Annotated in this window: 21 protein-coding genes; 2 read left to right on the top strand and 19 right to left on the bottom strand. The window is 74.1% G+C overall.

Translation table 11 applies throughout. The features are described from left to right. Positions 1-34: 34 nt before the first annotated feature. From NOD94_RS21190 to NOD94_RS21240, 11 genes are all read right to left on the bottom strand, one after another. Positions 35-1,285: an MFS transporter gene (locus NOD94_RS21190; protein WP_281207590.1), complete on the bottom strand. Its 1,251-nt coding sequence runs from the start codon at positions 1,283-1,285 to the stop codon at positions 35-37. Then, positions 1,275-2,627 carry an ATP-grasp domain-containing protein gene (locus tag NOD94_RS21195; RefSeq protein WP_281207591.1) on the bottom strand — a complete coding sequence of 451 codons (1,353 nt, stop codon included), beginning with the start codon at positions 2,625-2,627 and terminating at the stop codon, positions 1,275-1,277. The genes NOD94_RS21190 and NOD94_RS21195 overlap by 11 nt, the downstream gene beginning before the upstream one ends. Next, complete coding sequence (locus NOD94_RS21200; RefSeq protein ID WP_281207592.1) at positions 2,624-3,826, bottom strand: saccharopine dehydrogenase C-terminal domain-containing protein; 1,203 nt, start codon at positions 3,824-3,826, stop codon at positions 2,624-2,626. Before NOD94_RS21200 ends, NOD94_RS21195 begins: the two co-directional genes overlap by 4 nt. After that, on the bottom strand, positions 3,816-4,889 hold the full coding sequence (locus NOD94_RS21205) for a saccharopine dehydrogenase (RefSeq protein ID WP_281207593.1): 1,074 nt from the start codon (positions 4,887-4,889) through the stop codon (positions 3,816-3,818). The genes NOD94_RS21200 and NOD94_RS21205 overlap by 11 nt, the downstream gene beginning before the upstream one ends. Positions 4,890-4,988: 99 nt before the next feature. Continuing rightward, complete coding sequence (locus NOD94_RS21210) at positions 4,989-6,218, bottom strand: cytochrome P450 (RefSeq protein ID WP_281207594.1); 1,230 nt, start codon at positions 6,216-6,218, stop codon at positions 4,989-4,991. A 58-nt stretch (positions 6,219-6,276) separates the two neighbouring features. Beyond that, complete coding sequence (locus NOD94_RS21215; protein WP_281207595.1) at positions 6,277-7,467, bottom strand: acyl-CoA dehydrogenase family protein; 1,191 nt, start codon at positions 7,465-7,467, stop codon at positions 6,277-6,279. A gap of 11 nt (positions 7,468-7,478) precedes the next feature. Beyond that, positions 7,479-9,830 (bottom strand): iron-containing redox enzyme family protein, encoded by a 2,352-nt coding sequence (locus tag NOD94_RS21220; protein WP_281207596.1) that lies wholly within the window; start codon positions 9,828-9,830, stop codon positions 7,479-7,481. Between the two features lies 1 nt (position 9,831). Beyond that, positions 9,832-10,893 (bottom strand): 3-oxoacyl-ACP synthase, encoded by a 1,062-nt coding sequence (locus NOD94_RS21225; protein ID WP_281207597.1) that lies wholly within the window; start codon positions 10,891-10,893, stop codon positions 9,832-9,834. Next, the gene (locus NOD94_RS21230) at positions 10,890-11,798 is read right to left on the bottom strand and encodes an isocitrate lyase/phosphoenolpyruvate mutase family protein (protein WP_281207598.1); all 909 of its coding nucleotides are present in this window, start codon (positions 11,796-11,798) and stop codon (positions 10,890-10,892) included. The genes NOD94_RS21225 and NOD94_RS21230 overlap by 4 nt, the downstream gene beginning before the upstream one ends. Before the next feature lie 42 nt (positions 11,799-11,840). Beyond that, positions 11,841-12,659: an alpha/beta fold hydrolase gene (locus NOD94_RS21235; protein ID WP_281207599.1), complete on the bottom strand. Its 819-nt coding sequence runs from the start codon at positions 12,657-12,659 to the stop codon at positions 11,841-11,843. 75 nt (positions 12,660-12,734) lie between these two features. Further along, positions 12,735-13,025 (bottom strand): hypothetical protein, encoded by a 291-nt coding sequence (locus NOD94_RS21240; protein WP_281207600.1) that lies wholly within the window; start codon positions 13,023-13,025, stop codon positions 12,735-12,737. A gap of 255 nt (positions 13,026-13,280) precedes the next feature. Here NOD94_RS21240 and NOD94_RS21245 point away from each other — a divergent pair, with 255 nt between their 5' ends. Beyond that, positions 13,281-14,138, top strand: coding sequence for a LuxR C-terminal-related transcriptional regulator (locus NOD94_RS21245; protein WP_281207601.1), 858 nt, complete (start codon positions 13,281-13,283; stop codon positions 14,136-14,138). A 63-nt stretch (positions 14,139-14,201) separates the two neighbouring features. Here NOD94_RS21245 and NOD94_RS21250 read toward each other — a convergent pair whose 3' ends face one another. The 5 genes from NOD94_RS21250 to gdhA all read right to left on the bottom strand — a co-directional run bounded on the left by NOD94_RS21250 (position 14,202) and on the right by gdhA (position 19,261). Further along, positions 14,202-14,504: a hypothetical protein gene (locus NOD94_RS21250; RefSeq protein ID WP_281207602.1), complete on the bottom strand. Its 303-nt coding sequence runs from the start codon at positions 14,502-14,504 to the stop codon at positions 14,202-14,204. Positions 14,505-14,687: 183 nt separating this feature from the next. Further along, the gene (locus NOD94_RS21255; RefSeq protein ID WP_281207603.1) at positions 14,688-15,605 is read right to left on the bottom strand and encodes a DMT family transporter; all 918 of its coding nucleotides are present in this window, start codon (positions 15,603-15,605) and stop codon (positions 14,688-14,690) included. A gap of 92 nt (positions 15,606-15,697) precedes the next feature. Continuing rightward, positions 15,698-16,483 carry an alpha/beta fold hydrolase gene (locus tag NOD94_RS21260; RefSeq protein ID WP_281207604.1) on the bottom strand — a complete coding sequence of 262 codons (786 nt, stop codon included), beginning with the start codon at positions 16,481-16,483 and terminating at the stop codon, positions 15,698-15,700. Continuing rightward, entirely contained in the window at positions 16,480-17,832 is a 1,353-nt protein-coding gene (locus NOD94_RS21265; RefSeq protein WP_281207605.1) for an AMP-binding protein, read from the bottom strand. Before NOD94_RS21265 ends, NOD94_RS21260 begins: the two co-directional genes overlap by 4 nt. 79 nt (positions 17,833-17,911) lie before the next feature. After that, positions 17,912-19,261, bottom strand: coding sequence for an NADP-specific glutamate dehydrogenase (gene gdhA, locus NOD94_RS21270; protein ID WP_281207606.1), 1,350 nt, complete (start codon positions 19,259-19,261; stop codon positions 17,912-17,914). Positions 19,262-19,477: 216 nt separating this feature from the next. On the opposite strand from gdhA, the gene NOD94_RS21275 reads away from it, so the two are divergent. After that, complete coding sequence (locus NOD94_RS21275) at positions 19,478-19,972, top strand: DUF1772 domain-containing protein (protein WP_281207607.1); 495 nt, start codon at positions 19,478-19,480, stop codon at positions 19,970-19,972. A gap of 46 nt (positions 19,973-20,018) precedes the next feature. Here NOD94_RS21275 and NOD94_RS21280 read toward each other — a convergent pair whose 3' ends face one another. The 3 genes from NOD94_RS21280 to NOD94_RS21290 form a co-directional block, all read right to left on the bottom strand. After that, positions 20,019-20,654, bottom strand: a complete 636-nt coding sequence (locus NOD94_RS21280) for an anthrone oxygenase family protein (RefSeq protein ID WP_281207608.1) — start codon at positions 20,652-20,654, stop codon at positions 20,019-20,021. A 167-nt stretch (positions 20,655-20,821) separates the two neighbouring features. Further along, positions 20,822-21,820, bottom strand: coding sequence for a zinc-binding dehydrogenase (locus NOD94_RS21285; protein WP_281207609.1), 999 nt, complete (start codon positions 21,818-21,820; stop codon positions 20,822-20,824). 64 nt (positions 21,821-21,884) lie between these two features. Then, positions 21,885-22,616: a disulfide bond formation protein DsbA gene (locus tag NOD94_RS21290; RefSeq protein WP_281207610.1), complete on the bottom strand. Its 732-nt coding sequence runs from the start codon at positions 22,614-22,616 to the stop codon at positions 21,885-21,887. Positions 22,617-22,724 lie beyond the last annotated feature (108 nt).

Raw genomic sequence — 22,724 nt, forward strand, 5'->3', positions numbered from 1 at the left:
CAGGAGGGGGAGCGGGGACGGTGGCGGACACCGCCTAGGCGGGGCGGGTGCGGACGGCGATCAGGCCGAACAGGGTGGCGAGCAGGGAGGCGGCGCCGACCAGCGGCCAGACCAGCGAGCCGAACTGGAGGAAGAGCCAGGTGCCGGCCATCGGCCCGAGGGCGGAGCCCAGGCCGAAGACGAACTGGAAGCTGCCGATGTAGCGGGAGCGCAGGGCCTCGGGCCCGGCGTTGGCCGGGTAGGCGAAGACGGCGGGGCCGCCGAGGATCTCGCCCAGGGACCAGACGAGCGTGCCGATGACGATGGCCGCCGGTCCGATCGGCAGTCCGTAGCAGGCGACGCCGGCGCCGACGAGGGCGAAGCCCAGGCCGATCGTGATCTTCAGGGGCCAGCGCTGCGAGACCTTGGTGACCAGCAGCTCGAAGGCGATGACGATGACGCCGTTGAGCGCGACCGCGAAGGTGTACCAGAACAGCGCCAGCCGGGCCTCCTCCATGTAGAGGGGGAGGGTGGACAGGTACTGCATGTAGACGGCGGAGTGGAAGAAGGCCGCGACGAGGTAGAGCAGGTAGCGGCGGTCGCGCAGGACCGCGCCGTAGCCGCCGGTCCGTACGGGTGCCTGCGGCCGTACGGCGCCGGGTGCCGGCCGCGTCCGGGCGGGCAGGGTGGCGCGGGCGACCAGCGCGAAGGCCAGGGCGAGGGCGGCCTCGCCCCAGAACAGCAGCGTGTAGGTCCTCCCGCCCGCGTGGTAGAGCGCGTAGCCGAGCAGGGGCGCGGCGGTCGCTCCGACGTTGAGGCCGAAGCGGTACATCGCGAAGATCATGATCTGTCGGTCGCCGTCGGTCTGTTCGGCGAGGAGGGTCGCCGACGCCGGCCGGAACAGTTGGGCGCCCAGGCTGACGAGGGCGATCGCGACCAGCAGCGGCAGGAACCCGGGCAGGTAGAGCAGGGCGGCGGTGAGCAGGGCGGTGCTGCTCATCGACAGGACGGTGGCGCCGCGGATGCCGAGCCGGTCGGCGAGGGTGCCGCCGACGAGCGAGCCGGCGACGGCGCCCGCCCCGTAGACGCCCAGCGCGATGACGGTGCGGCCCTTGGAGTGGCCCTCGGCGGTGAGGAAGAGGACGAGGAAGACGTGCAGGAAGCCGCCGAGCCGGTTGACGAGCACCCCGGCCAGTACGGTCTTCACCGCGCTCGGGGCCTCCTTGAAGGTGGTCCACACCCCGGGGGCCGGGGCGGGCGGGGCGGCTTCCCGTTCCGCTTCGACGGGCCGGACGTCAGTGCTCATCGGGGTCCTCCGGGTCGACGACGACGGTGACGGCGGCCCGGACGGCCCGCTCCAGTGCGTCGAGCCCTTCCGGGGTGGGCGCGTCGATCAGGAAGGTCACCGCCCGGTCGTCGGAGCAGGCGAGCGGCTGGAGCCGGGCGCCGGCCTCCTTCAGGACGAGCAGGGCGCGCAGCGCGGGCCCGTCCTGCGGCTCGCCGGGCGCGCAGTCGGGCCAGGTGCCGGCCTCGCCGACCCACTGGGGGCGCACGCCCGGCCAGTCGAGGGTGACGTCGGCGAGGCAGCCCGCCTCGTGTTCCAGGTAGACCTGGCGGGTGAAGCGCCGCGGCGGCGGGTAGTCGGCGCCCTCGCCGAGGGCGATCCGGATGATCTCCGGTTCCAGGGGTTGCCCGGTGGCGAGGTGGTAGAGGGCGACGAGGCCGTCCCCGGGGGTGCGGGCGGCGACCTCCATCAGGCGGGGTTCGCCGTCCTCGCCGATGCGCCACTCGGCGTGGGCGATCCCGTCGCGGAAGCCGAGCACCTCCAGCATCCGGCGGTTGGCGGCCAGCAGGACGGCGTCCTCGCCGGTGCCGGCGTTGGGGACGGAGTGGGCGAGCTCGACGAAGGTCCGGTCGCCGGACTCGGTGGTCTCCTTGCGGGTCACCGAGGTGAAGAGCGGCTCTCCGTGCTGGACGAGGGACTCGACCGAGTACTCCTGGCCGGTCACCTTCTCCTCGATCATCAGCGTCTCGTGCTCGGGGTACCGCGGCAGCAGCGCGCGCAGTTCGGCGGCGTCCGCGACGGCGACGACGCCCGAACTGGAGTGCCGGGTGGCGGGCTTGGCGACGACCGGGTAGTGCAGGGCGGACAGGTCGGCGTCCTCGCGGCCGCCGGGCGGCAGGACGAGGGTGGTGGGGCTGAACTCCTCCAGGTACCAGCGCTGGAGGTACTTGCTGCGGCACACGCGGGTGGCGCGCAGGCCCGGCCCGGGCAGGCCCAGGGCGTCGCACAGCAGGCCGGTCTGCTCGACGAGGGTCTCGCCGACGGCGTACGCGCCGCGGACGGTGTAGCGGCCGCGCCAGGCGCGGGCCCCGGCGACGAAGCCGGGGGTGAAGGAGCCGTCGAGGTCGAGGGAGCCGTCGACGTAGGCGATCTCGTCGATCAGGGAGGCCGGGTGCTCGGGGTCCTTGCGGGCGCGGCGGACGGCGTCGCGGTTCGTGTCGGGGGTGATGAGCAGGATCCGCAGGCCGCGGGCGGCGAGTTCCTCCAGGTAGCGGGGGTTGCGGCAGACGACCCGGAAGGCGCCGGTGAGGATGAACGCCTCCGGGAGGGCGGGGGCTTCGGGCAGGTGGGAGGGCTGCGTCATGCCGGGACTCCTGACGGGGTGGTGGTTTCTTCGCGGGCGCCGCGCAGGCCGTGGGCGCCGAGGAAGGCGAGCCAGCGGCCGGTGTCCTCGGGCGCGGCGGCGCGGTTGAGTCCGGCGGGGAGGGCGCCGGCGAGGATCCGGGTGACGCCGTAGGCCAGGGGGAGGGAGACGCAGCGGGCCATCGCGGATTCCTCGGCGTCGCCGGTCAGGTCGAGCAGGTGGGAGCCGCGCCAGGACGGGCCCGCCGGGGTGCGCAGTTCGAGTGCGACGGACAGCACGACGCGGTCGCGGTCGGTGGGGGTGGTGGGGTACCGGGCGGCGAGCGTGCCGGCAAGGGCGCGGACGGCCCGCTGGTCGCCGGTGGAGACGGTGTCGAAGACCTCCTTCCAGGCGGTGTGCCACCCGGCGTTGCGCAGGGTGCCGCGGACGAAGGTGTCGAGCCGCCAGTGGTCCGGTATGCCGTACTGGGCGACGAAGGGGAGGCTGTCGCGGTTCGGGTAGACCTCGAAGTCCTCGCCCGCCAGGGTCAGGGAGCGGGTGGCCTCCCAGGGGCGCGGGACGGTGGCCTCGGCGCCGGCCTCGATGTGCCGGGCCGGGGACCCGAGGGCGGCGAGGACCCCGTAGGGGGCCCAACTGAAGCGGTAGCGGAAGGGGTTGGGGACCGCCGGTACGCCTCCGCAGTAGGAGGTGAACACGGCGGTCGCGGGTATCTCGCCGAGGGCCGCGCGGCCCCGCGCGACCAGGTCGTGGGCGAGCAGGTGGTCGATGCCCGGGTCGAGTCCGGCCTCGGTGAGGACGACGGTGCGGGTACGGGCGGCGGCCTCGGCGGCCAGTTCGGCGAGTTCCGGGGAGACGTAGCTGGTGCAGGCGAAGTGGGCGGCCCGGTCGGTGGCGAGGCGCAGCAGCGGGGCGTGTTCGGTCGCCGGGAGCATCGAGACGAGGACGTCGCCGGGGCCCACCCCGGCCGCCAGGGCGGCCGGGGTGAACGCGCGGACCTCGGCGCGGCCCGCCAGGCCGAGTGCGGCGAGGCGGGCGGCGCCGCGCTCGACGGTGCGGTCCCACAGGACCACCCGCCGGGCGCGTTCGCAGACGAGGGAGAGGCCGGAGCGGCCGGTGGACAGGCCGGTGCCTATCCAGTGGACGGTGCCGGATGCCGCGGCCGCGGTCGGCGCGGCGGTCGCGGGGTGGTCAGCGGACAAGGGGATCCTCCTGGGCTTCGACGGCCGTCCGGTAGGTGTGCAGGGCGCGCTCCCAGACGTCGTCCGCCGGGGCGGTCAGGCGCAGGAGCTGCGGGGCGAGTTCGGCGGAGAAGGCGGTGGCGGCCTCGACCGGCAGGAGCGAGGGCAGGTTGTCGATGGCGATCAGGTCGAGGGGCCGCTCGCCGGCGCGCAGGGCGCGGACGGGTTCCGTCCAGGTGGTGGTCTCGTCGTAGACGGGCAGGACGTTGCAGTCGGAGGTGACGTCGCAGGTGACGTCGGAGACGAGGGACAGCCGGCGGCGGGGGTCGTCGAGGTCGGCCTTGGTCAGGAACGGCGCTACGGGCGTGGTGGTCAGGACGGTGTTGACCATCAGGTCGTGGCCGAGGAGGGCGGCGCGGTCGAGGTCGCGGGTCTCGGCCAGGTCCCAGCGGGTCGGTTCCAGGCCGGCGGTGGTCAGCGCGTCGCAGGCGCCGCGGCCGCTGCGGCCGAGCGCGCCGATCACGAGGGCGGTGGTGGGGTCGTCGGCGGTGGATCCGGAGGCGAGCAGGGCGTCCAGGGCGGGCCGGTCGGTCGGGCGCAGCGGGGTGGTGAGGGCGCCGCGGTGGTGCAGGACGGCGAGGGCGGCGCCGACGTACCCGGCCCAGTAGCCGAACGCGGCCACGCGGCGGCCCGCTCCGTCGGTGAGGTACTCCATGTCGAGGAGGGCGCCGCCGCCCGCGGTGAAGCGGGCGAGCAGCTCGCGGGCCCCGGCCTGGCCCTTGTAGGCGTGGCCGAAGTAGATGTGCCGGTGGCGCAGGGCGGGCGCGTCGGGTCCGGCGGGGAGTTCCTTGAGGCCGAGGACGTACGCGTCGTCGGGGGCCTGTTCGTGCCAGGAGGCGGTCGGGGCGGTGGCGCAGCCGGCGGCGGTGTAGGCGTCGAGCGGGAACACCCGCTGGTCCGACTCCTCGACGGTGATGCGGATGCCCTCGGCCACCAGGCGGCCGGCGTCTTCGGGGGTGAGGGGGGCGCGGCGTTCGGTGACGCGGGCCTCGTGCCGCATCCAGAGGTGAATTGTGTCCGACATGTTGCGGTTTGTCCTGTCTGAAGGCATGGAGGTGGCCGACCCACGGCCTGATCGCGGTCGCGGGGGTGACGTCGTCCCCGGGTGAGGAGTACCTGCGCGCTAGAGGAGCGGGATCCGGGCGTTCGCCAGAGGGCGGTAGGCGGGGGTCGCGGTGGTGCTCAAGCCTGCCGTGCGGAGCTCGGTGACGACCGCGCCGGCGAGGGCCACGGCGAGCTCCTCCCCCGGGCAGCGGTGGGCCGCCGCACCGAAGGTGAAGACCACCGGATTCACCCGGCCGGGCGACAGGGCGTCGGGGTCCGGGTTGACCGCGGGGTCCCGGTTGGCGGCGGCGAGCAGCACCAGCACCTGCTGTCCGGGCTCCACTTCGGAGCCCGCGTGGACGAAGGACCGGGCGGCGAACCGACGGGTGTTCTGGATCGGGGCGTCGTGGCGGACCACCTCGCGCACGAGCGCCGTGATGGCCCGCGGGGTGTCCGGCACGGCGGCGCCCCGGGCGAGGGCGACCAGGGTGTTGCCGATGAGGCCGGCGGTGGCGTCGTAGGTCTGGGACAGGAAGCCGACGGCGTTGGAGAGCAGGGGCGCCAGGTGCGGCCAGGAATGCCGGTCGGCGGCGCCCACCAGCTCGGCGAGCAACCCGGACGCGGGAGCGCCGTCGCCCCGGTCGGCCACGTGGGTGGCGGAGGCCGCGTTCAGGGGCGGGGTGAGCAGTTCGCGCAGCCGGGCCGCCGCCGTGGCCGCGGCCCGCTGCTGGGCGGGGGTCGCGGAGGCGGGAATGCACTGGACGAAGTCGCCGATCGCGCGGGCCGCCTCCCGGCCGGCCCCCTGCGTCAGACCGCAGAGTTCGGCGACCACCCGGGCCGGCACCCCGAACATCAGCTCCTCGTACGGGACTTCGCCGCCCGCCGCCAGCACCTCACGGGTGTGCCGGGCCGCCAGTCGGGCCGCGCGGGCGGTGTCGGCACGGGCCAGCGCCTCGGCCACCACCGCCTTCAAGCGGGCCGCGACCGGGCCGTCCGTCATGCGCACCAGGTCCCCGAAGACCTCTCCGGCGGGGGTCCCGACGATCCCGGCGGGGACCGGCTCGGCCGGCGGCCGCACCCGCAGCGCGTCGCCTCCCAACACCGCGCGCACCGCGGCCGCGTCGGCGGCGACCCAGGCCCCGAGCGTCTCGTCGTAGGCGAAGGGACGCTCGGCCACCAGGCGCGCGTAGAAGGGGTAGGGGTCCGGGAGGCGCACCGCCTCGACCGGGCCGACCGGGCCGACGGGGGCGACGGCACGGGCGGTACGGGCGGTACCGGCGCTACCGGTCCGGGGGGTCGTGGTGCTCACTGCCTGCTCCTTGCTGAACGGGTGGTACGGGTCGGGCGGGTGGTACGGGCGGTACGGGTCAGGCCGCCGCGCGGGCCGCGCGGCGCATGTCGAGGGATCCCGCGATGGCCATCCTCAGCACCTCCGAGGTGCCCTCGTAGATGCGCAGCGACCGGACCTGCCGGTAGAGCCGCTCGGTGACGCCGCCCTGCACGATGCCCGCCGCGCCGAGCAGTTGCACGGCCGCGTCGACGACTCCCTGGGCGGCCTCGGTCGCGTGGACCTTGGCGATGTTGGAGTGCCGGGCGAACCGGCGGCTGCCCCGGTCGGTCTCCCAGCCGGCGCGCGCCACCAGCAGCGCGGCCGCGTTCAGCTGCACCTCCATGTCGGCGAGCGAGGCCTTGACCAGCTGGAGGTCGAAGAGGGTGGCCCCGTACGCCTCCCGGCCCAGTACGTGGGCGAGGGCGGTGTCGAAGGCCCGCCGGGCGAAGCCGAGGGCGGCCGCGCCGACGGTGGTGCGGAACCGCTCCAGCAGGTCCACCGCGATCACGAAGCCCTTGCCCGGCCGTCCGAGGAGGGCGTCGGCGGGCAGCCGGCACTCCTCGAAGGACAGGTGGGCGAAGGACCGCGGGGCGATCGCGTCGATCCGCTCGACCCGCAGCCCGGGGGTGTCCGCGGGCACCAGGAAGGCCGACAGGCCCAGCGGTCCGGGGCCCTGCCCGGTACGGGCGATGACCACGAACACGTCGGCGATGGTCCCGTTGGCGATCCAAGCCTTGCGGCCGTTGAGCAGGTACGAGCCGTCCTCGGCCCGCGCCGCCTCCAGCCCGACCGAGGACACGTCCGAGCCGGCCTCCTTCTCGGAGACCGCGAACGCCCCGATCAGGGTGCCGGCGGCCATCCCCGGCAGGTAGCGGCGGCGCTGTGCCTCGCTGCCGAAGCGCAGCAGCGGGGTCGCGGCGAGCGCCTGGATGGAGAAGGCGAAGTCGGCGAGGTCCTCGGCGTAGGCGAGGGCCTCGCGGCGCAGGCACACGGCGCGGAAGTCGTTCACGGGGGCGCCGCGCGGGTCCAGTTCGGAGAGCCAGCCGGCCGCGCCGAGGGCGCGCACGAGGCGGCGTCCGGCGGCGTCGGGGTCCAGGGTGCGGATCTCCTCCCACAGGACCCGGTTGCTGTCGCACCAGGCCCCGGCGGACTCGGCGAGCCGGCGGTGGGAGTCCTCGTAGAAGGGCAGCGCGAGGACCTCGGGGTCGAAACTCGTCGTCAGTTCCATGGTGAGGCTCCTCAGATGACCAGGTCGGCGGGGGTCCGGGCAGTGTCCGCGGCCTCGGCCGCGGCCTCGGCGCGGACGCGCTTCACCAGGCCGTGCTCGACGAAGTGGGCGAAGGAGGCGTAGCCGCGCCAGACGCGGCGCCACGCGCCCTGGACGGCCTCCTCCCCGGAGGCGGTGCGCACGTCGTCGAGGAAGGCCACGATGATCTCGGCGGACTGACGGGCGTGCCCGGCCGAGAAGTTGTCGATGGACAGGTGGGCCTCTTCGTAGGAGACGTCGAGGCCGTGCCGGCGCAGTTTCTGGATCTCGTGCAGTCGCATCGCGCCGAGGCCGAACATCTCGATGCCCAGGTTGTAGCCGAGGATCTCGTGGTGGAGGCTGTCGGGGAACAGCGACAGGCAGATCTGGTGGATCGAGAAGCCGTACAGGTGGTCCGGCAGGTCCCCCTGCTGGAGGAAGGCCTCCTGCCGGATGTGCGGCAGGTCCATGTCCATGCTGGCCAGCACCTTGTGGATGATCGTGATGTGGTTCTTCGCCATGTCGCCGCGACCCATCTCGTCGGCGTAGATGGAGAAGAGCATGTCGTCGCTGCGCCGGTGGCGGCGGCCGAGGTTGCCGACGCGGTGGGCCCAGGTGCCGTCGATGAGGCTGCCCAGGGCGTACGTGGACTGCTCGAAGACGACCTCGTCGCGCGAGGGGATCTCGGTGAGCGGCTCGTACGGGTCCACCAGCTTGTCCCGGTAGATCCGTTCGACCCGCTCCATCAGGGCTTCGGGCGTGTAGTCGAAGTACGAGGCGTCGGTGAGCATCCCCCCGGCCCCGTGTTCGAACAGGATCTCGGCTTCGGCGAGTCCGGCCTCGGCGCGGGCGCGGGCGGCCGGCAGGACGTTCGGGTACCGCTCGAAGTTGACGAGGCGGTGGAAGAGGCGGCGGTGGTCCTCGGTCGGTCCGGGCTCGCGGACCAGCACGTCGGCGGGTTCGACCGAGGCGAGGCGGCCGCTCCAGGCGCGGGCCGGTTCGTCCCCGGCGGTGAGCGGGACGAGGTCGGCCCCGGCGGGCTCGCCGGCGGCGACGGACCGGGCCCAGGCCGCGAGGACGGCCGCCTCGCGCTCGTCGAAGATGCCGAACATGGGGCCGCCGAACTTGATGGACTTCAGGAACCGGCAGGGTCCGCCGTCGCGGCCGGGCCGCAGCTGGCGGGCGGTGCGGAATTCCCGGACGAAGGCGGCCGGGTCGAGTTGTTCGTCGTCGAGCCAGTCGGTGAGCTTGCGGGCGCCGAGGCGGACGGCGCGGTGTTGGCGGCCGGCGTGCGGGGCGTGCCGCTCGACGATCAGGGCCACCTTGGCGTCGAGGGAGAGGCCGTCGTGCCAGGCGGCGAGCTCGGCGAGGGCGGCGGTGTGCTCGCGTTCCAGGCGGACGACGAGGCGTACGGCGGCGAGGGCGCGGCGCCGGTCCTCGTCACCGGTCGGCGACTGCGCGGTGAGGGCCAGGTACTCGGCGAGGACGGGGCGTACGTCGCTCTCCGCGAGCATCGGCTCGCTGCCGAGCAGGAGTTCGTCGAGGCCCAGGGCGTGGGCGGCGTAGTGGACGCCGACGACCTCGGGGAGGAAGGAGGCGGGCAGCCGGGACAGGGCCAGGTGGAAGGCCGCGTGCAGGGCGGTGAGGGGGCGGGCCCCGGCCGCGTCGAGGAAGGCGGCGGCCTCGACGGCGGGGAGGAACACCCCGTGCCCGGCCAGTGCCCGACGGCGGCGGCCCAGCAGGCCGGCCTCGGCGGTGCCCTCGCCCTGGAGCAGCCAGTGCTGGCCGAAGAGGCGGCCGACGATCTCGGCGGGCTGGGTCGCGGCCTGCGAGACGGTGTCGAGCCAGCAGCCGCCGGTCAGGGTGAGGGGGGCGCGCTGGCGCAGCACCGCGGCGCGCACCTCGGGGTCGGCGTGCGTGCGCAGCGGGGTGAGGACCGCGGCGAGTTCGGCGCGGGCGGCGCCGACGTACGCGGCGACCGCGTCGGCGTCGGCCGGCTCGGGAAGGGGTTCGTCGGCCGCGGGGTCGCCCTCGGGGGCGAGGAAGGCGGCGAGGACGCGCCGGGCGGCGAGCAGGGCGGCCTCGCCCTCCTGGTCGGCGAGCAGCCGGCGGAAGAGGTCGGCGGGCGGGGCGGCTGCGATGAGGACGGCCTCGGCGGCGGCGGCCGGGGAGGCCTCGAAGGGGCGGGCGGGCAGGGAGGTGGTGCGGTCGGGCAGGGGGAAGGCCGGTGCGAAGGAGCTGCGGGCCAGGTCCAGGTCCGGGAACCCGTCGGTGGCGGGGCCGGCGCCGGTCTCCGTACGGGCGGTCCTGCCCGCGGTCGCGTCGGCGGTCATGTCGGCGGTCATGTCAGCGGCCCTCCCGTCGGGCGGTGGCGGTGGCGGTGGCGGTGTTGGGGGTGGTGGCGGTACCGGCGGACGGGGCGGCACCGGCGGACGGGAGCCGGCGCAGCAGGACGCCGATGCGTACGCCGGGGACGCTCGATGCCAGCAGGTAGTGCCCGTGGGGCTTGAGGGCGCCGGCCGCGGCGCGGTCGACGAGGTTGATCAGCGGGTCGGCGGCGAAGCAGTGGCCGACGCGCGGGATGTTGTCGAGGAAGAGCTGTTCGCGGCCGAAGCCGGCCTGGCGTTCCTTGAGGACGACGAGCGGCTTGTAGAGGTTGGGGTGCAGGACCCCGTGGATGTCGCCGATCTTCATTCCGGCGTCGTCGAGGATCCGGTCGTTGACCTCGCGGGCGAGGTCGGAGCTGATCTCGTTGGACCAGTCGAGGCCGGCCGGGTCCTGGGCGCCGGCCCCGGCGACGATCTCGTAGGCGTCCGGGCCGATCGGGGCGGCGCCGACCAGGCAGGAGGCGGCGCCGTCGCTGAACAGGGCGAAGTTGTCCATGCGGACGGATTCGTCGGTGACCCGGTCGGTGGTGACGACGACGACCCGGCGGTACATGCCCGCGGCGACGTACGCCTGGGCGGTGCGGATGCCCGCCAGGAGGTTGGCGCAGCGGCCGAGGGTGAGGCCGATGAAGGCGGCGGCGCCGAGGCCCGTGGCGGCCAGCACGTTCTCCACGAAGGCGCCGTGGGTGCGCGGTCCGCCGGGGAATCGGGTGGAGCACAGGATGAGGCAGTCGACGTCCGACGGGGCGGCGCGGGCCGCGTCGAGGGTGGCCCGGACGGTCTCCGCGGCCAGGGTCTCCAGGGACTTGGCGGTGCGGTGGACGCTTCCCCAGCCCCACAGCTCGGCGCGCGGCGGCATGCCGAACCGGCGGGCGCGCTCGGCGAGCCCCTCGATGGAGGTGTGGTCGTCGTGGAGTTCGCCGAGGACGTAGCGGGGCGCGGACAGGTGGACGGCGGGAACGGCGGCGGTCGGGGCCGCGGGCGTCGCGTCGGTGGCGGGTAACGGGTGCGGAAGGCTCACGGTGCCGGTTCGCTCTCTCGGTCGGCGGACGGGGCGGGGTCGGCCAGGAGTTCGTTGGCCTCGGCGTAGGGAAGGGCGTCGGTGCCGAAGCCGAAGGTGCCGAGCTCGCTGATCTCGCGGGCGGCCCGGGTGAGGGCGCCGAGGGCGGCCCGCGACAGTGCGGACCCGGTGCTGACGCGGCGTACGCCGAGGGCCCCCAGGTCGGCGACGGACAGCGGCAGGGCGCCGCCCATCAGGACGTTGACGGGCCGGTCGACGGCCGAGCACACGGCGCGGATGGCGTCCGCGTCGGGCAGGGCGGGGGCGTAGAGGACGTGGGCGCCGGCGGCCTCGTAGGCCCGCAGGCGGCGGATGGTGTCGTCGAGATCGGGGCGGCCCTGGAAGAAGTTCTCGGCGCGGGCGGTGACGGTGAAGGGGAAGTCGAGTCCCTTCGCCGCCTCCACGGCGGCGGCGACGCGCTCGACGGCCTCGTCCAGGGGGCGTACGGGGTCCTCGTCGCGGCCGGTGGAGTCCTCGATGGAGCCGCCGACGAGGCCTGCGGCGGCGGCGAGGCGGATGGTCTCGGCGACGTCCTCGGGGCGTTCGCCGAACCCGCTCTCCAGGTCGGCGGTGACGGGCAGGTCCGTGGCCTCGATGATCGCGGTGGCGTTGGCGAGGAGTTCGGCGCGGCCGACGCGGTTCGCCCCGTCGGGGCGGCCGAGGCTGTGGGCGAGGCCGGCTCCGGTGGTGGCGAGGGCGGCGAAGCCGAAGGAGGCCAGGACGCGGGCGGATCCCGCGTCCCAGGGGTTGGGGACGACGAAGGGGCGCGGGCCCTCGTGCAGGTCCCGGAAGGCGATGGCGCGCCGCAGCCGGGCGGCGTCCGCGGATTCGGAAAGGGGCACGTCGAAGGAGGCTGAGTGGTTCATGAGGGTCCTCGCTGGTGAGCTGATGGAGTGCGTCGGCCGGTGTCAGATCAGCTCAACGTACTCATCCCCGGCGGGTGTCGCGGCCGAGGCCGCCGTGCGGGCCAACGGGCGCAGCACGCGGGTGACGGCGTCCGGCCGGCCCTCGAAGTAGAAGTGACCGCCCTCGGCCCAGTGCCGCTCCGGCGGCGCGGCGCACTCGCGGGCCCAGGCGTCCAGCGCGGCCGCGTCGACGTGCGGGTCGTCGGTGCCGTTGAGCAGGGTGACCGGGACCTCCAGCGGGGCGGCGGGCCGGTAGTGGTAGCCGGCGACGAGCCGGAAGTCGGCCTTCAGGTGCGGGAGGAGCAGTTCCTGGACGGCCTCGTCCTCGACGACCTCGGGCGGCAGTCCGCCGAAGAAGCCGACGGCCTCGGTGAAGGCCCGGCCCTCCAGTCGGGCGGTTTCGACGACGCGTCGGGTCGGCAGCAGGGAGGGGGCGCTGCATCCGGAGACGACGAGGCCGGCGAAGCCGCGTGAGCCGTCCAGGCGGCGGGCGACCTCGAAGGCGAGGGCCGCGCCGAAGCTGTGGCCGAAGAGCAGGAAGGGCCGGTCTGTGGTGGCGCCGGCGAGGGCGATGGCGGCGGCCGCTCCGTCGGCGAGGGCGGGGACGGAGGTGAGGGCCGGCTCACGGAAGCGGTGGCCCCGGCCGGGCGGGCAGACGGCGAGGATCCGCGCGTCCTCTCCCAGGCCGGCCTGCCAGTCGAGGAAGGTCCGGGGGTTGCCGCCGGCGTGCGGGAAGCAGTAGACGCGGGCGGCGGCCGTGGCATCGTCGGCGGCAGCGGCGGCGGTCTCGGGGGTCAGGAACCAGGGGGAGGGGGCAACCACGAGGATCAGCCATTCTCTTGCCGGTCGGTCAGTGGCGGGAGGTGACGCAGTGCAGGACGGGGCGGCGACGGACGGTCAGTTCCAGCCAACGTCGTTGGTGGGTCCCGGAGTCGGGGTCGTGGTGGCCGGCGCCGGGGTGGTCGCGCCCGGCTGCGGGTTGTTCCAGCCGACGTCACCGGCGACCACGTGCGGGTTCGTGTTGTTCCAGCCGACGTCGCCGAGTCGCAGGTGGCTGCCGGAGTCGGAGGTGAGGGCGCCCTGGGCGATCCCGGTGACGACCGTGCCGACTCCGAGGGCGACGCCCGCGGCGGCGAGGGCGACGCGACCGCGGATTCCCGAAACGCGGCCGGTCCGACGAGTCACCATGTGGTTCTTCCCCATTTTGCCCAGTCCCCTCAAGTCGTTTCGTGTTCGGCCATTCCAGGAACGCCAAACCGAGGCGGTTTCCGGCGGTGGTGATCGTCGGGCGCCTTCTGCGTGTTCGTTCCTGCGGTGAGACCAAATCTCCCCTGCCGGGTCACGACGAGGTAGACCTACGATGGCTCCGGTTTACGCATTGCGGGAACCCACGGGGTCCAGACCGCTACAGACAGCTGCATACCGGACAGACAGGGGTGGCACGTGGACGTAGTCAAATACGTCGAAACCGCACAGAGCGGTGCACCTGAAGCGCTGTGTGGGGCCGCGGCGGGGGAACCGCAGGCGTTCTTGCGGGAACTCGCAACGCACCTCGGGCTGTTGGCCCAGGAGGCCGCGCAGCAGGCCGCGCGACCGGTTGCCGCTCCGGCGGTGGAGGGCGGCGCGGACGAGGTGGTGGTGGGCCCCGGGGTCCGTTACTTGCATGGTCTGGGCAGCATCTCCACCGCGATCAACGACGCCCTCGGCGCGGTCCGGCGGGACATCCTCACCGCGCAGCCCGACGGGGCGCGGCCGAGCGCGGTGCTGAAGGAGGCGCTGGAATCCGTGCGCCGGCACATCTCGGCGGGGATCGCGATGCGAACGCTCTATCAGCACACCACGCGATTCGACGAGGCGACGAAGGAATATGTCCGCGCGGTTACCGAATACGGAGCCCAGGTTCGCACATTGGAGGAATTCTTCGACCGGCTGATCATTGTGGACGACATCGCCTTCATTTCGGCGAACGAGGACCGTACCACGGCGATCTCCATTACCGAACCGACGATCGTACGATTTCTCCGCGACACGTTCGACAAGGCCTGGGACCGGGCGAAGCCCTTTCCCTTCGTGCCGCTGCACGCCGCGAAAGCGGCGGACGAAGTGGTTCCGGCGATCCGGGAGTCGATCAGCAGGCTGCTCGTGGAGGGCTACGCGGACAAGGCCATCGCCCGCCGCATCGGGATCAGCGAGCGCTCCCTCCAGGCCCACATCGCGGCCATCAAGCAGGAGATGGGCGCCCTCAACCGCTTGCAGCTCGGCTACCTGCTGGGGCGCAACGAGGCCACCTACGTCCTGTGACCCGCCCCCGGACGCGGGGGCGGGTCCACAGCGGCGCGGGGGCGGGGTGCGGCCCGTAGGGGCTCAGGTCAGGGCGGTGATGACGATCGCCGCGATCGAGGCGCCGAACACGACCGCGTGGCGGGCGTTCTGCAGGACCCGGACCCACGCGGGGAAGCCGCCCTCGGCGGCCTTGAGCAGGGCCGCGACATCGACGCGGGCCAGTTCCTCGTCGCCCTTGCGGGCGAAGGCGGCCGTCACGGAGGGCACGGCGGTCAGGTTGCTGTACAGGATCACGCAGTTGACCAGCAGGATCACCGACTGGAGGACGTAGGTCAGGACCGGGGCCCAGGAGACGACCGTGGCCAAGGCGACCGAGGTCGCCATGCGGTTCCCCCGGCTGCGCGCGCGTCGACGGCCCGGCGGCGACCGCGTACGCGGCGGCGCCCGAGCAGACCTTCGAGTTCGGCCTCCGGATCCTGCTGGGCGGGCCGGCGGCCGAACTCGCCGGACGCGACCGAAACCGGACGGCCGCCGCCCCGCCCCGAACGACATTCCGCGCCAAGGGAGTTACTTCACCGCGGGGACCTCCGCCGCGGCGGCCCGCGGCCGCCTGCGGGAGACCGCGACACCGCCGAGGCAGATCGCCCCGCCGAGCAGGGTCAGCCAGCCGGGGACCTCGTCCAGGGCGAACCAGGCGATGACCACCACCACGGCGGGCACCGCGTACGTGGTGGCGCCCATCTTCCCGGCGGTGGTGCGCGACAGCGCGTACGTCCAGGTGGTGAAGGCGAGGGCGGTCGGGAACAGGCCCAGGTAGACCATGTTGAGGGTGGCGGTGAGCGGGGCCTCGGGGAGCTGGGAGATCAGCTGCCAGGCGAACGGCAGGGTGCACGCCGTCCCGACGAAGCAGCCGTACGTCGTCACCTGGAGCGGAGTGGCGTGCCGGAGCGCCGGCTTCTGCGAGACGACCCCGGCCCCGTAGGCGAGGGCGGCGACCAGGCACAGCAGCACGCCGAGGACCGAGGAGGTGCCGCCGTGGGAGGTGGACACGCCCACGACGGCCGCGCCGACGAAGGAGACGCCCATGCCCGCCAGCAGCATCGGCGGGAAGCCCTCCTTCAGCAGCCAGCCGCTGAGCAGGGCGATGACGATCGGGCCGATGTTCACGACCATCGCCGCGGTCCCGGCGTCGACCTCCTGCTCGCCCCAGTTCAGCGTCACCATGTACAGCCCGAACCAGAGCACCCCCGAGACCAGGATCCCGGGCCAGGCCTGACGCGGCGGCAGCGGCACCCGCTTGACCAGGAGTACGACGCCCAACGCGACCGAGGCCGTCAGCAGCCGCCCCAGCGCGAGCGCCCCGGGCCCGAAGTGCTCGGCCGCGGCGCGGATGGAGACGAACGCGGAGGCCCACAGCACGACCGTGATGGAGGCCGCGACGAGGGCGCGATGATCGGTTCTGGGATCGCCAGCCGTTTGGTCCATGCGAGCAACGTACCGACGCCCCCCGGCCCTGCCTAGATGATCTCCGACGGGATCCGGCCGGCGCGGCCGGTACCGGTCGCGGCGCCCGCCCGTCAGGTCCCGGCGAAGGCCGAAAGGTCCTCGGTGAGCGCCCGGACCACGGCGTCGTGCTGCTCCGCCAGGTAGAAGTGCCCGCCGGGGAACGACCGGAAGGTGAAGGCGGCGCCGGTCAGCTGCCGCCAGTCCATGGACCCGGCCAGGCTCGCCCGCGGGTCGGACTGCCCGCACAGCACGCTGACGGGGGTGCTCAGAGGCGGCCCCGGCTCGTAGCGGTACGTCTCGATCGCCTTGTAGTCGCTGCGCAGCGACGGCAGGATCAGCTCCCGGAAGTCCGGATCGGCGAGCAACTGCGGGTCGGTGCCGGAGAGTTCGCCCAGCCGGGCGAGGAGCGCGTCGTCCCCCTCGATGTGGGTGTTCCCCTCCTCGGGCAGCAGCGGGGAGCGGCGCCCGGAGAGGACCAGGCCGCGCGGGGCCGTGCCCGCGCGCTCCAGCCGGCGGGTCAACTCGAAGGCGAGGACCGCGCCCATGCTGTGGCCGAAGAGCACCAGGGGCCGGCCCAGCCAGGGCCGCAGCGCCCGCTCGACCTCGTCGACGAGGCCGGTCACCGTCTCGGGGCTCGGCTCGCCGAAGCGGTCCTGGCGGCCGGGGTACTGGACGGTGAGCACCTCGGCGTGCGGGGCCAGGTCCCGGGAGATCGGGAAGTAGAAGGAGGCGTTGCCGCCCGCGTGCGGGAGCACGACGAGGACGGGTGCGTCCTGCGGTCGCACCGCGGTGTGGAAGCGGCGGATCCACGGACTGCCGGTGGTGCGGAGGTCCCTGGTGGTCTTGGCGATGGTCATGCGTGGTCCCCGGTGTCGTCCGTCAGCAGGAGCTTCTTCTGTGGTTTGCCCATGGCGTTGCGCGGTACGGCCGTGATGAACCGGACTTCGCGCGGTCGTTTGTGGACCGACAGGTGCGCGGCGACGAAGTCGGTCAGTTCGCCGCCCGTGACGCCTTCGGCGACGACGAAGGCGACGATCCGCTGCCCGAGGTCGGCGTCCGGGACGCCCACCACGGCCGCCTCGCTCACCCGGGGGTGGTCCAGCAGCGCGTTCTCGATCTCGCCCGCGCCGATCCGGTACCCGCCGGACTTGATCATGTCGATGGAGGCCCGGCCGACGATCCGGTGGACCCCGTCGGCCTCGTCGACGGCGGCGATGTCACCCGTACGGAACCAACCGTCCTCGGTGTACGCGGCGGCGGTGGCCTCCGGGCGGCCCAGGTAGCCGGAGAACAAGGTCGGCCCGGTCAGCTGGAGTTCGCCGATCTCCGCGCCGGGTTCGGCCGCGATGCGGGTCCGGATGCCGGGCAGCGGGGTGCCGACCGTGCCCGGGCGGACCTCGCCGCCCGCCCGGCCGCTGATGGTGATCAGCGTCTCGGTCATCCCGTACCGCTCCACCGGCCGGTGCCCCGTGAGGCGCTCCAGGTCCCGGAAGACCGGGGCGGGCAGGGCGGCGCTGCCCGAGACGAGGAGCCGGGCCCCGGACAGGGCCGCGGCGGCCTCCGGGTCGGCGGCGATGCGGGACCAGACGGTGGGTACCCCGAAGCAGAGGCTGCCGCCCGCCCGCGCGTAGGCACTCGGGGTCGGGCGGCCGGTGTGCACGAGGCGGCTGCCGGTGCGCAGCGCGCCGAGCACGCCGAGGACCAGGCCGTGCACGTGGAACAGCGGGAGTCCGTGGACGAGGGTGTCGTCGGCGTTCCACTGCCAGGCGTCGGCGAGGGCGTCCAGGTCGGCGGTGATCGCGGTGCCGCTCAGCACGACGCCCTTGGGCGGCCCGGTGGTGCCGGACGTGTAGAGGATGAGCGCCGGATCGGCGGTGGGCACGGCCGGGAGGGACCGGGCGGGAGCCCGGCGGGCGAAGTCGACGTCGAGTTCGACGGCGCCGGAGTCCCGCAGGATGTGCTCGCGCTCGGCGGGTCCCGCGTCGGGCGGCAGCGGTACGAACGGCACCCCGGCCAGCAGGGCGCCGACGGCCGCCGCGACGGTCTCCAGCGAGGCCGTCGCCGTCATCGCGAAGGCCGTCGTGCCCGCCACGTCGGCGGCGACGGCGCTCGCGGCGCCCAGCAACTCCTCGTACGAGGCGGTCCGTCCGGCGACGCTCAGGGCGTCCTTGCGATCGCCGTACGTCCCGTCGAGCGCGCTCAGCACGGATGACTCCCTGTCGGTGGTGGAACACCAGGCTACGGCCCCGGCCCGGTGCCCGGGCCGGGTGCCCCGGCTTCCGGCGTCAGATCACGCCCTGGGCGAGCATGGCGTCGGCGACCCGCTCGAAGCCGGCGATGTTGGCGCCGGTGACGTAGTCGCCGGGAGCCCCGTACCGCTCGGCCGTCTCGTACGCCACCGCGTGGATGTCGCGCATGATGCCCGCGAGTTCCTCCTCGACTCGGCCGGCGCTCCACGCCGTGCGGCCCGCGTTCTGGGCCATCTCCAGGGCGCTGACCGCGACCCCGCCCGCGTTGGCGGCCTTGCCGGGGCCGAAGGCGACGCCGGCCTCCTGGAAGAGGTGGACGGCCTCCGGGGTGGTGGGCATGTTGGCGCCCTCCGAGACGGCCTTGACCCCGGCGGCGATGAGCGCGCGGGCGTCGTCGGCGCCGAGTTCGTTCTGGGTGGCCGACGGGAAGGCCACGTCCGCCGGGACCTCCCACACCCGGCCGCCGGGCACGAACCGGGCGGAGGAGCCGCGGCGCTGCGCGTACTCGCTGACGCGCCCGCGCTCGACTTCCTTGATCCGGCGCAGCAGCGCGAGGTCGATGCCCTTGTCGTCGATGACGTAGCCCTGGGAGTCCGAGCAGGTCAGCGGGTTGGCGCCGAGCTGCTGGAGCTTCTCGATGGTGTACAGGGCGACGTTGCCGGAGCCGGAGACCACGGCGGTGAGGCCGTCGAGGGACTCGCCGCGGACGGCGAGCATCTCGGCGGCAAAGAGGACGCTGCCGTAACCGGTGGCCTGCGGACGGATCTCGGAGCCGCCCCATCCGGTGCCCTTGCCGGTCAGGACGCCGGCCTCCCAGCGGTTGGTGATGCGCCGGTACTGGCCGAAGAGGTAGCCGATCTCGCGGCCGCCGACGCCGATGTCACCGGCCGGGACGTCCGTGTGCTCGCCGATGTGGCGGTACAGCTCCGTCATGAACGACTGACAGAAGCGCATCACCTCCGCGTCCGACCTGCCGTGCGGGTCGAAGTCGCTGCCGCCCTTGCCGCCGCCGATGCCCAGGCCCGTCAGGGCGTTCTTGAAGATCTGCTCGAAGCCCAGGAACTTCACCACGCCGATGTCCACCGACGGGTGGAAGCGCAGGCCGCCCTTGTACGGGCCCAGCGCGCTGTTGAACTCCACCCGGTAGCCGCGGTTGACGTGGACCCGGCCGCGGTCGTCCGTCCACGGCACCCGGAAGATGATCTGCCGCTCGGGCTCGACCAGCCGCTCCACCAGGCCCGCCTCCGCGTACTCGGGGCGTGCGGCGAACACCGGGGCGAGGGTGTCCAGGACCTCGCGCACGGCTTGGTGGAACTCGGGCTGGGCGGGGTTGCGGCGTTCGATGTCGGCCCGCAATGCGTCCAGCCGGTGCTTCGGTTCGGTCACGGTCTGTTTCCTCTCCAGGCTTCGGTGCCGGGCGTGCGGGCCCGCGGAAGCGGAGGGTACCCCGGGCACCTGTGCGCGCCGAACGGTGTCCATCGGTTGAAACCGGGTGGTATCAGCTCATCGGATTTCCCGGGACGCCGTGGATCTCCGCCCGTAGGATCGGCCGCGTCCGTCAGCTCGATGACCGGATTTCGACTACGCACGGGGGAGCTCAACATGGAAACGGCACGGTTCGCGTCACTGATCGCGGCGACGATCACCATGGGCCTGGTCAGCGGCCTCTTCTACGGGTTCTCCGTGGCCGTGATGCCCGGTCTGCGGGCCACCGGCGACCGGACCGTCGTCGAGGTGATGCAGCGCATCAACGTGGCGATCCTCAACGGCTGGTTCATGCTGGGCTACCTCGGGGCGCTCCTGTTCACCGGGCTCGCCGTGGGCCTGCACGTCCCGGCCGACGGGCGGGCGGCACTCGGCCCGCTGATCGGGGCGTTCGTCTGCTACGTGCTGGCGATGGTGGTGACGGGCGTGGTGAACATCCCGCTCAACAACGCCCTGGCGCAGGCCGGTCCGGCCGACGCGCTCGCCGACCCGGCGGCCGTCCGGCGGGCCTTCGAGGGCCCGTGGGTGCGCGCGAACGTGTGGCGCACCCTGCTGTGCACGGCCGCCACCGGCCTGCTGGCCTGGGCGCTGGTCCTCCACGGCGGTTCCTGACCTCGGGAGCGGCCCCCGCGCGGTGCGGGGGCCGGTCCCGTCCCGGTCAGCGCGGCGTGGCGCGGCCGTGCAGGAGGAGGGCCCGGACCAGGGCGACGAGCGCGAGCGTGGAGAGCAGGGTGCGGATGATGTTCGTGGTCACCCAGGTGCCCTTGAAGTCGTCCACCACCGGCAGGCCGGTCGGCGGCGCGGCGCCCACCGCGCCCGCCACGTCGGCGAGCCGGTCGTTCAGCGGGATGTTCACCGCGAAGGTGATCACGAGGACGACGAGGTAGGCGACGGCGGCCGCCCCGGCCAGGAGCGCGACGGCGCGGTGGCCGGTCCGCAGGGAGACCACCGCCGCGGCGGCGGTGGTGAGCAGGGCCAGGACGAAGACGCTCCCGAAGAGGCCGTTGCCGTCGATGGCCGCATTGAAGCCGTTCATGGCGGTGACGTACGCGCGGTCGTCGAGCCCGGCCAGTCCCGGCATCACCGAGACGTCGAAGGCGAAGAACAGCCCGGCCATCAGGCCGACGAGCACCGTCGACAGCCCGAGCAACACCCCGGCGGCCCGCGCACCGCCCCCGCCCGCCCCGGCCGGTCGCTGTGGAGCACCGCCCTGTGGGGCACCGCCCTGTGGAGCACCGCCCTGTGGGGCACCGCCCTGTGGAACGTGGCCCGGCACGGCTCTGTTCGGATTCATGACGCGTCCTCACCTGCTGTCGGCGGGCCCCGTACCCGCGCGCGGAGCCGATCGTGGCACCCGGGCGGCCTCCCTGTCAGGGCATCGGAGCGTCCCGACGGCCCCCACCGGCCCCGCGAGCCGGAGCTCGCGGGGCCGGTGGGGGCCGTTCCGGTGCCGGGGCGGCGTCAGGCGGTGGCGTCCGGGAGCAGGACGATGCGGCCGATCTGCGCGCGGGACTCGATCAGGCGGTGTGCCTCGGCGACCTCGTGCAGCGGCAGGGTGGCGTGCACGGCGTGCCGGACCGTGCCGTCGGCGAGCCGGTTGGCCAGGTCCTCGTGGTTGCGCAGGTACTCCTTGGGGCGGGCGGCGCGCCAGCGCGATAGCGCGAAGCCGGTCAGGAACTTCATCTCGATGAGCTCCATGGGCGAGACCTTGGGGATCTCCAGGCCGCCGCCGGCCGAACCGTAGAACACGAGCCGGCCGAACGGGGCGAGGAGGCCCACGCCCTGCCGGAGCACGTCGCCGCCGACGCTGTCGAGGATGACGTCGACGCCCTTGCCGCCCGTCGCCGCGCGGACCTCGTCGGCCCAGTCGTCCCGGCTGTAGTCGACGACGACGTCCGCGCCCAGGCCCCGTACGAACTCCAGCTTGTCGGGGGAGCCGGCGGTGCCGATGACCAGGCCGGCGCCCGCGGCCTTGGCCAGTTGGACGGCGAGGTGGCCGATGCCGCCGGACGCCGCGTGCACGAGGACGCTCTCGCCGGGCCGGAGCGCCGCGGTGCCCAGCGTGCCGGCGGCGATCGGGCCCGGGGAGGGCAGCGCGGTCGCCTGGGCGGCGTCCAGGCCCTCGGGGACGGGCAGCACGGTGGAGGCGTCGACGACCGCGTAGTCGGCGTAGGCGCCGTTCAGGGTGAACGCGCCGACCCGGTCGCCCTCGTGGATGTCCGTCACACCGGCGCCGACACCCGCGACGCGGCCGATGATGTCCCCGCCGAGCACGATCGGGAACTGCGGGCGCCACATGGGGGCGGGGAAGATGTTCCGCCGCATCTGGGTCTGCGCGAAGCCGACGCTGACGGCCTCGGCGGCGATGAGTACCTCGCCCGGGCCCGGCGTCGGGACGGGTGCTTCCTCCACGCGGAGGACATCCGGGTCCCCGTACTCGTGGATTCGGATGATGCGCATCTGACTTCCTCCGGTCGTGCCGCGGAGCGGGAAAGAGAAGAACGGAAAGGGGGGACGGGGCGGCCTAGTCGGTGACGGGCGCGGTGCGGCCCGTGCTCTGCTTCAACTCGAAGAAGTCCGGGTCGGCGGCCAGTGTCGCGAAGGCGGTCCACAGGCCGGCCGCCCGCTTGCCGCGCGGTATCGCGGACAGCACCGGCCCGAACTGGCCCGGGCCGCCGTCCACCGAGATCGTCGGTACGCCGATCAGCTCCCGGCCGAGGTCCTGGTCGGGTACCCGGTCGTGGGAGGCCCGCAGGCGCTCGTCCCACTCCTCGGAGTCCAGCGCCGCCAACAGGGAGGCGGGCAGGCCGAGTTCGGCCAGGGCCTCCGCGCAGCCCGGCTCGACGCCGTCCAGCGCCCGGTGCATGGCCTCGCGGAAGTCGGAGTCGGCCGCGGTGCGCACCGGCTCGAAGATGCCGCCCGCGCCGTGGAAGCGGTTGCCGAGGGCGGTGTAGAGGGGGCCGACGACCTCGTCGCCGTGCGCTTCGCGGGCGGCGGCGATCAGCCGGACCGGACCCCAGTAGCGGCCGAGGAGGGCACGCCGGGCCTCGGGGACCTCGGGGCCGCTGTTGAGGAGCGCCAGGCTCATCTCGTGCCACCGCAGGGTCAGGGGCAGCCGTTCGGCGGCCTCCAGCACCCAGCGGGAGGTGATCCAGGCGAAGGGGCAGAGGGGGTCGAACCAGAAGTCGACCGTCTGGCCGCCGGGCCCGTCCGTGTGCGCGGCCCGCGGGGCGGACTCGGTGTCGGTGTGTGGCATGTCTGAGGAGCTCCCCGGGATGAGGGTGCGGACGGGGGGGGGGGGGGGGGGGGGGGGGGGGGGGGGGGGGGGGGGGGGGGGGGGGGGGGGGGGGGGGGGGGGGGGGGG

It is taken from the genome of Streptomyces sp. Isolate_45 (assembly GCF_024721315.2).
Lineage (GTDB): Bacteria > Actinomycetota > Actinomycetes > Streptomycetales > Streptomycetaceae > Streptomyces.

What these genes read in the sequence shown, in the direction of transcription:
- NOD94_RS21230 (WP_281207598.1), bottom strand. Translation starts at nt 11,798, where the DNA reads ATGAACCACTCAGCCTCCTTCGACGTGCCCCTTTCCGAATCCGCGGAC.
- NOD94_RS21285 (WP_281207609.1), bottom strand. Translation starts at nt 21,820, where the DNA reads ATGCGCATCATCCGAATCCACGAGTACGGGGACCCGGATGTCCTCCGC.
- NOD94_RS21215 (WP_281207595.1), bottom strand. Translation starts at nt 7,467, where the DNA reads ATGGAACTGACGACGAGTTTCGACCCCGAGGTCCTCGCGCTGCCCTTC.
- NOD94_RS21250 (WP_281207602.1), bottom strand. Translation starts at nt 14,504, where the DNA reads ATGGCGACCTCGGTCGCCTTGGCCACGGTCGTCTCCTGGGCCCCGGTC.
- NOD94_RS21275 (WP_281207607.1), top strand. Translation starts at nt 19,478, where the DNA reads ATGGAAACGGCACGGTTCGCGTCACTGATCGCGGCGACGATCACCATG.
- NOD94_RS21290 (WP_281207610.1), bottom strand. Translation starts at nt 22,616, where the DNA reads ATGCCACACACCGACACCGAGTCCGCCCCGCGGGCCGCGCACACGGAC.
- NOD94_RS21240 (WP_281207600.1), bottom strand. Translation starts at nt 13,025, where the DNA reads ATGGTGACTCGTCGGACCGGCCGCGTTTCGGGAATCCGCGGTCGCGTC.
- NOD94_RS21195 (WP_281207591.1), bottom strand. Translation starts at nt 2,627, where the DNA reads ATGACGCAGCCCTCCCACCTGCCCGAAGCCCCCGCCCTCCCGGAGGCG.
- NOD94_RS21205 (WP_281207593.1), bottom strand. Translation starts at nt 4,889, where the DNA reads ATGTCGGACACAATTCACCTCTGGATGCGGCACGAGGCCCGCGTCACC.
- NOD94_RS21190 (WP_281207590.1), bottom strand. Translation starts at nt 1,285, where the DNA reads ATGAGCACTGACGTCCGGCCCGTCGAAGCGGAACGGGAAGCCGCCCCG.
- NOD94_RS21280 (WP_281207608.1), bottom strand. Translation starts at nt 20,654, where the DNA reads ATGAATCCGAACAGAGCCGTGCCGGGCCACGTTCCACAGGGCGGTGCC.
- NOD94_RS21255 (WP_281207603.1), bottom strand. Translation starts at nt 15,605, where the DNA reads ATGGACCAAACGGCTGGCGATCCCAGAACCGATCATCGCGCCCTCGTC.
- NOD94_RS21260 (WP_281207604.1), bottom strand. Translation starts at nt 16,483, where the DNA reads ATGACCATCGCCAAGACCACCAGGGACCTCCGCACCACCGGCAGTCCG.
- NOD94_RS21220 (WP_281207596.1), bottom strand. Translation starts at nt 9,830, where the DNA reads ATGACCGCCGACATGACCGCCGACGCGACCGCGGGCAGGACCGCCCGT.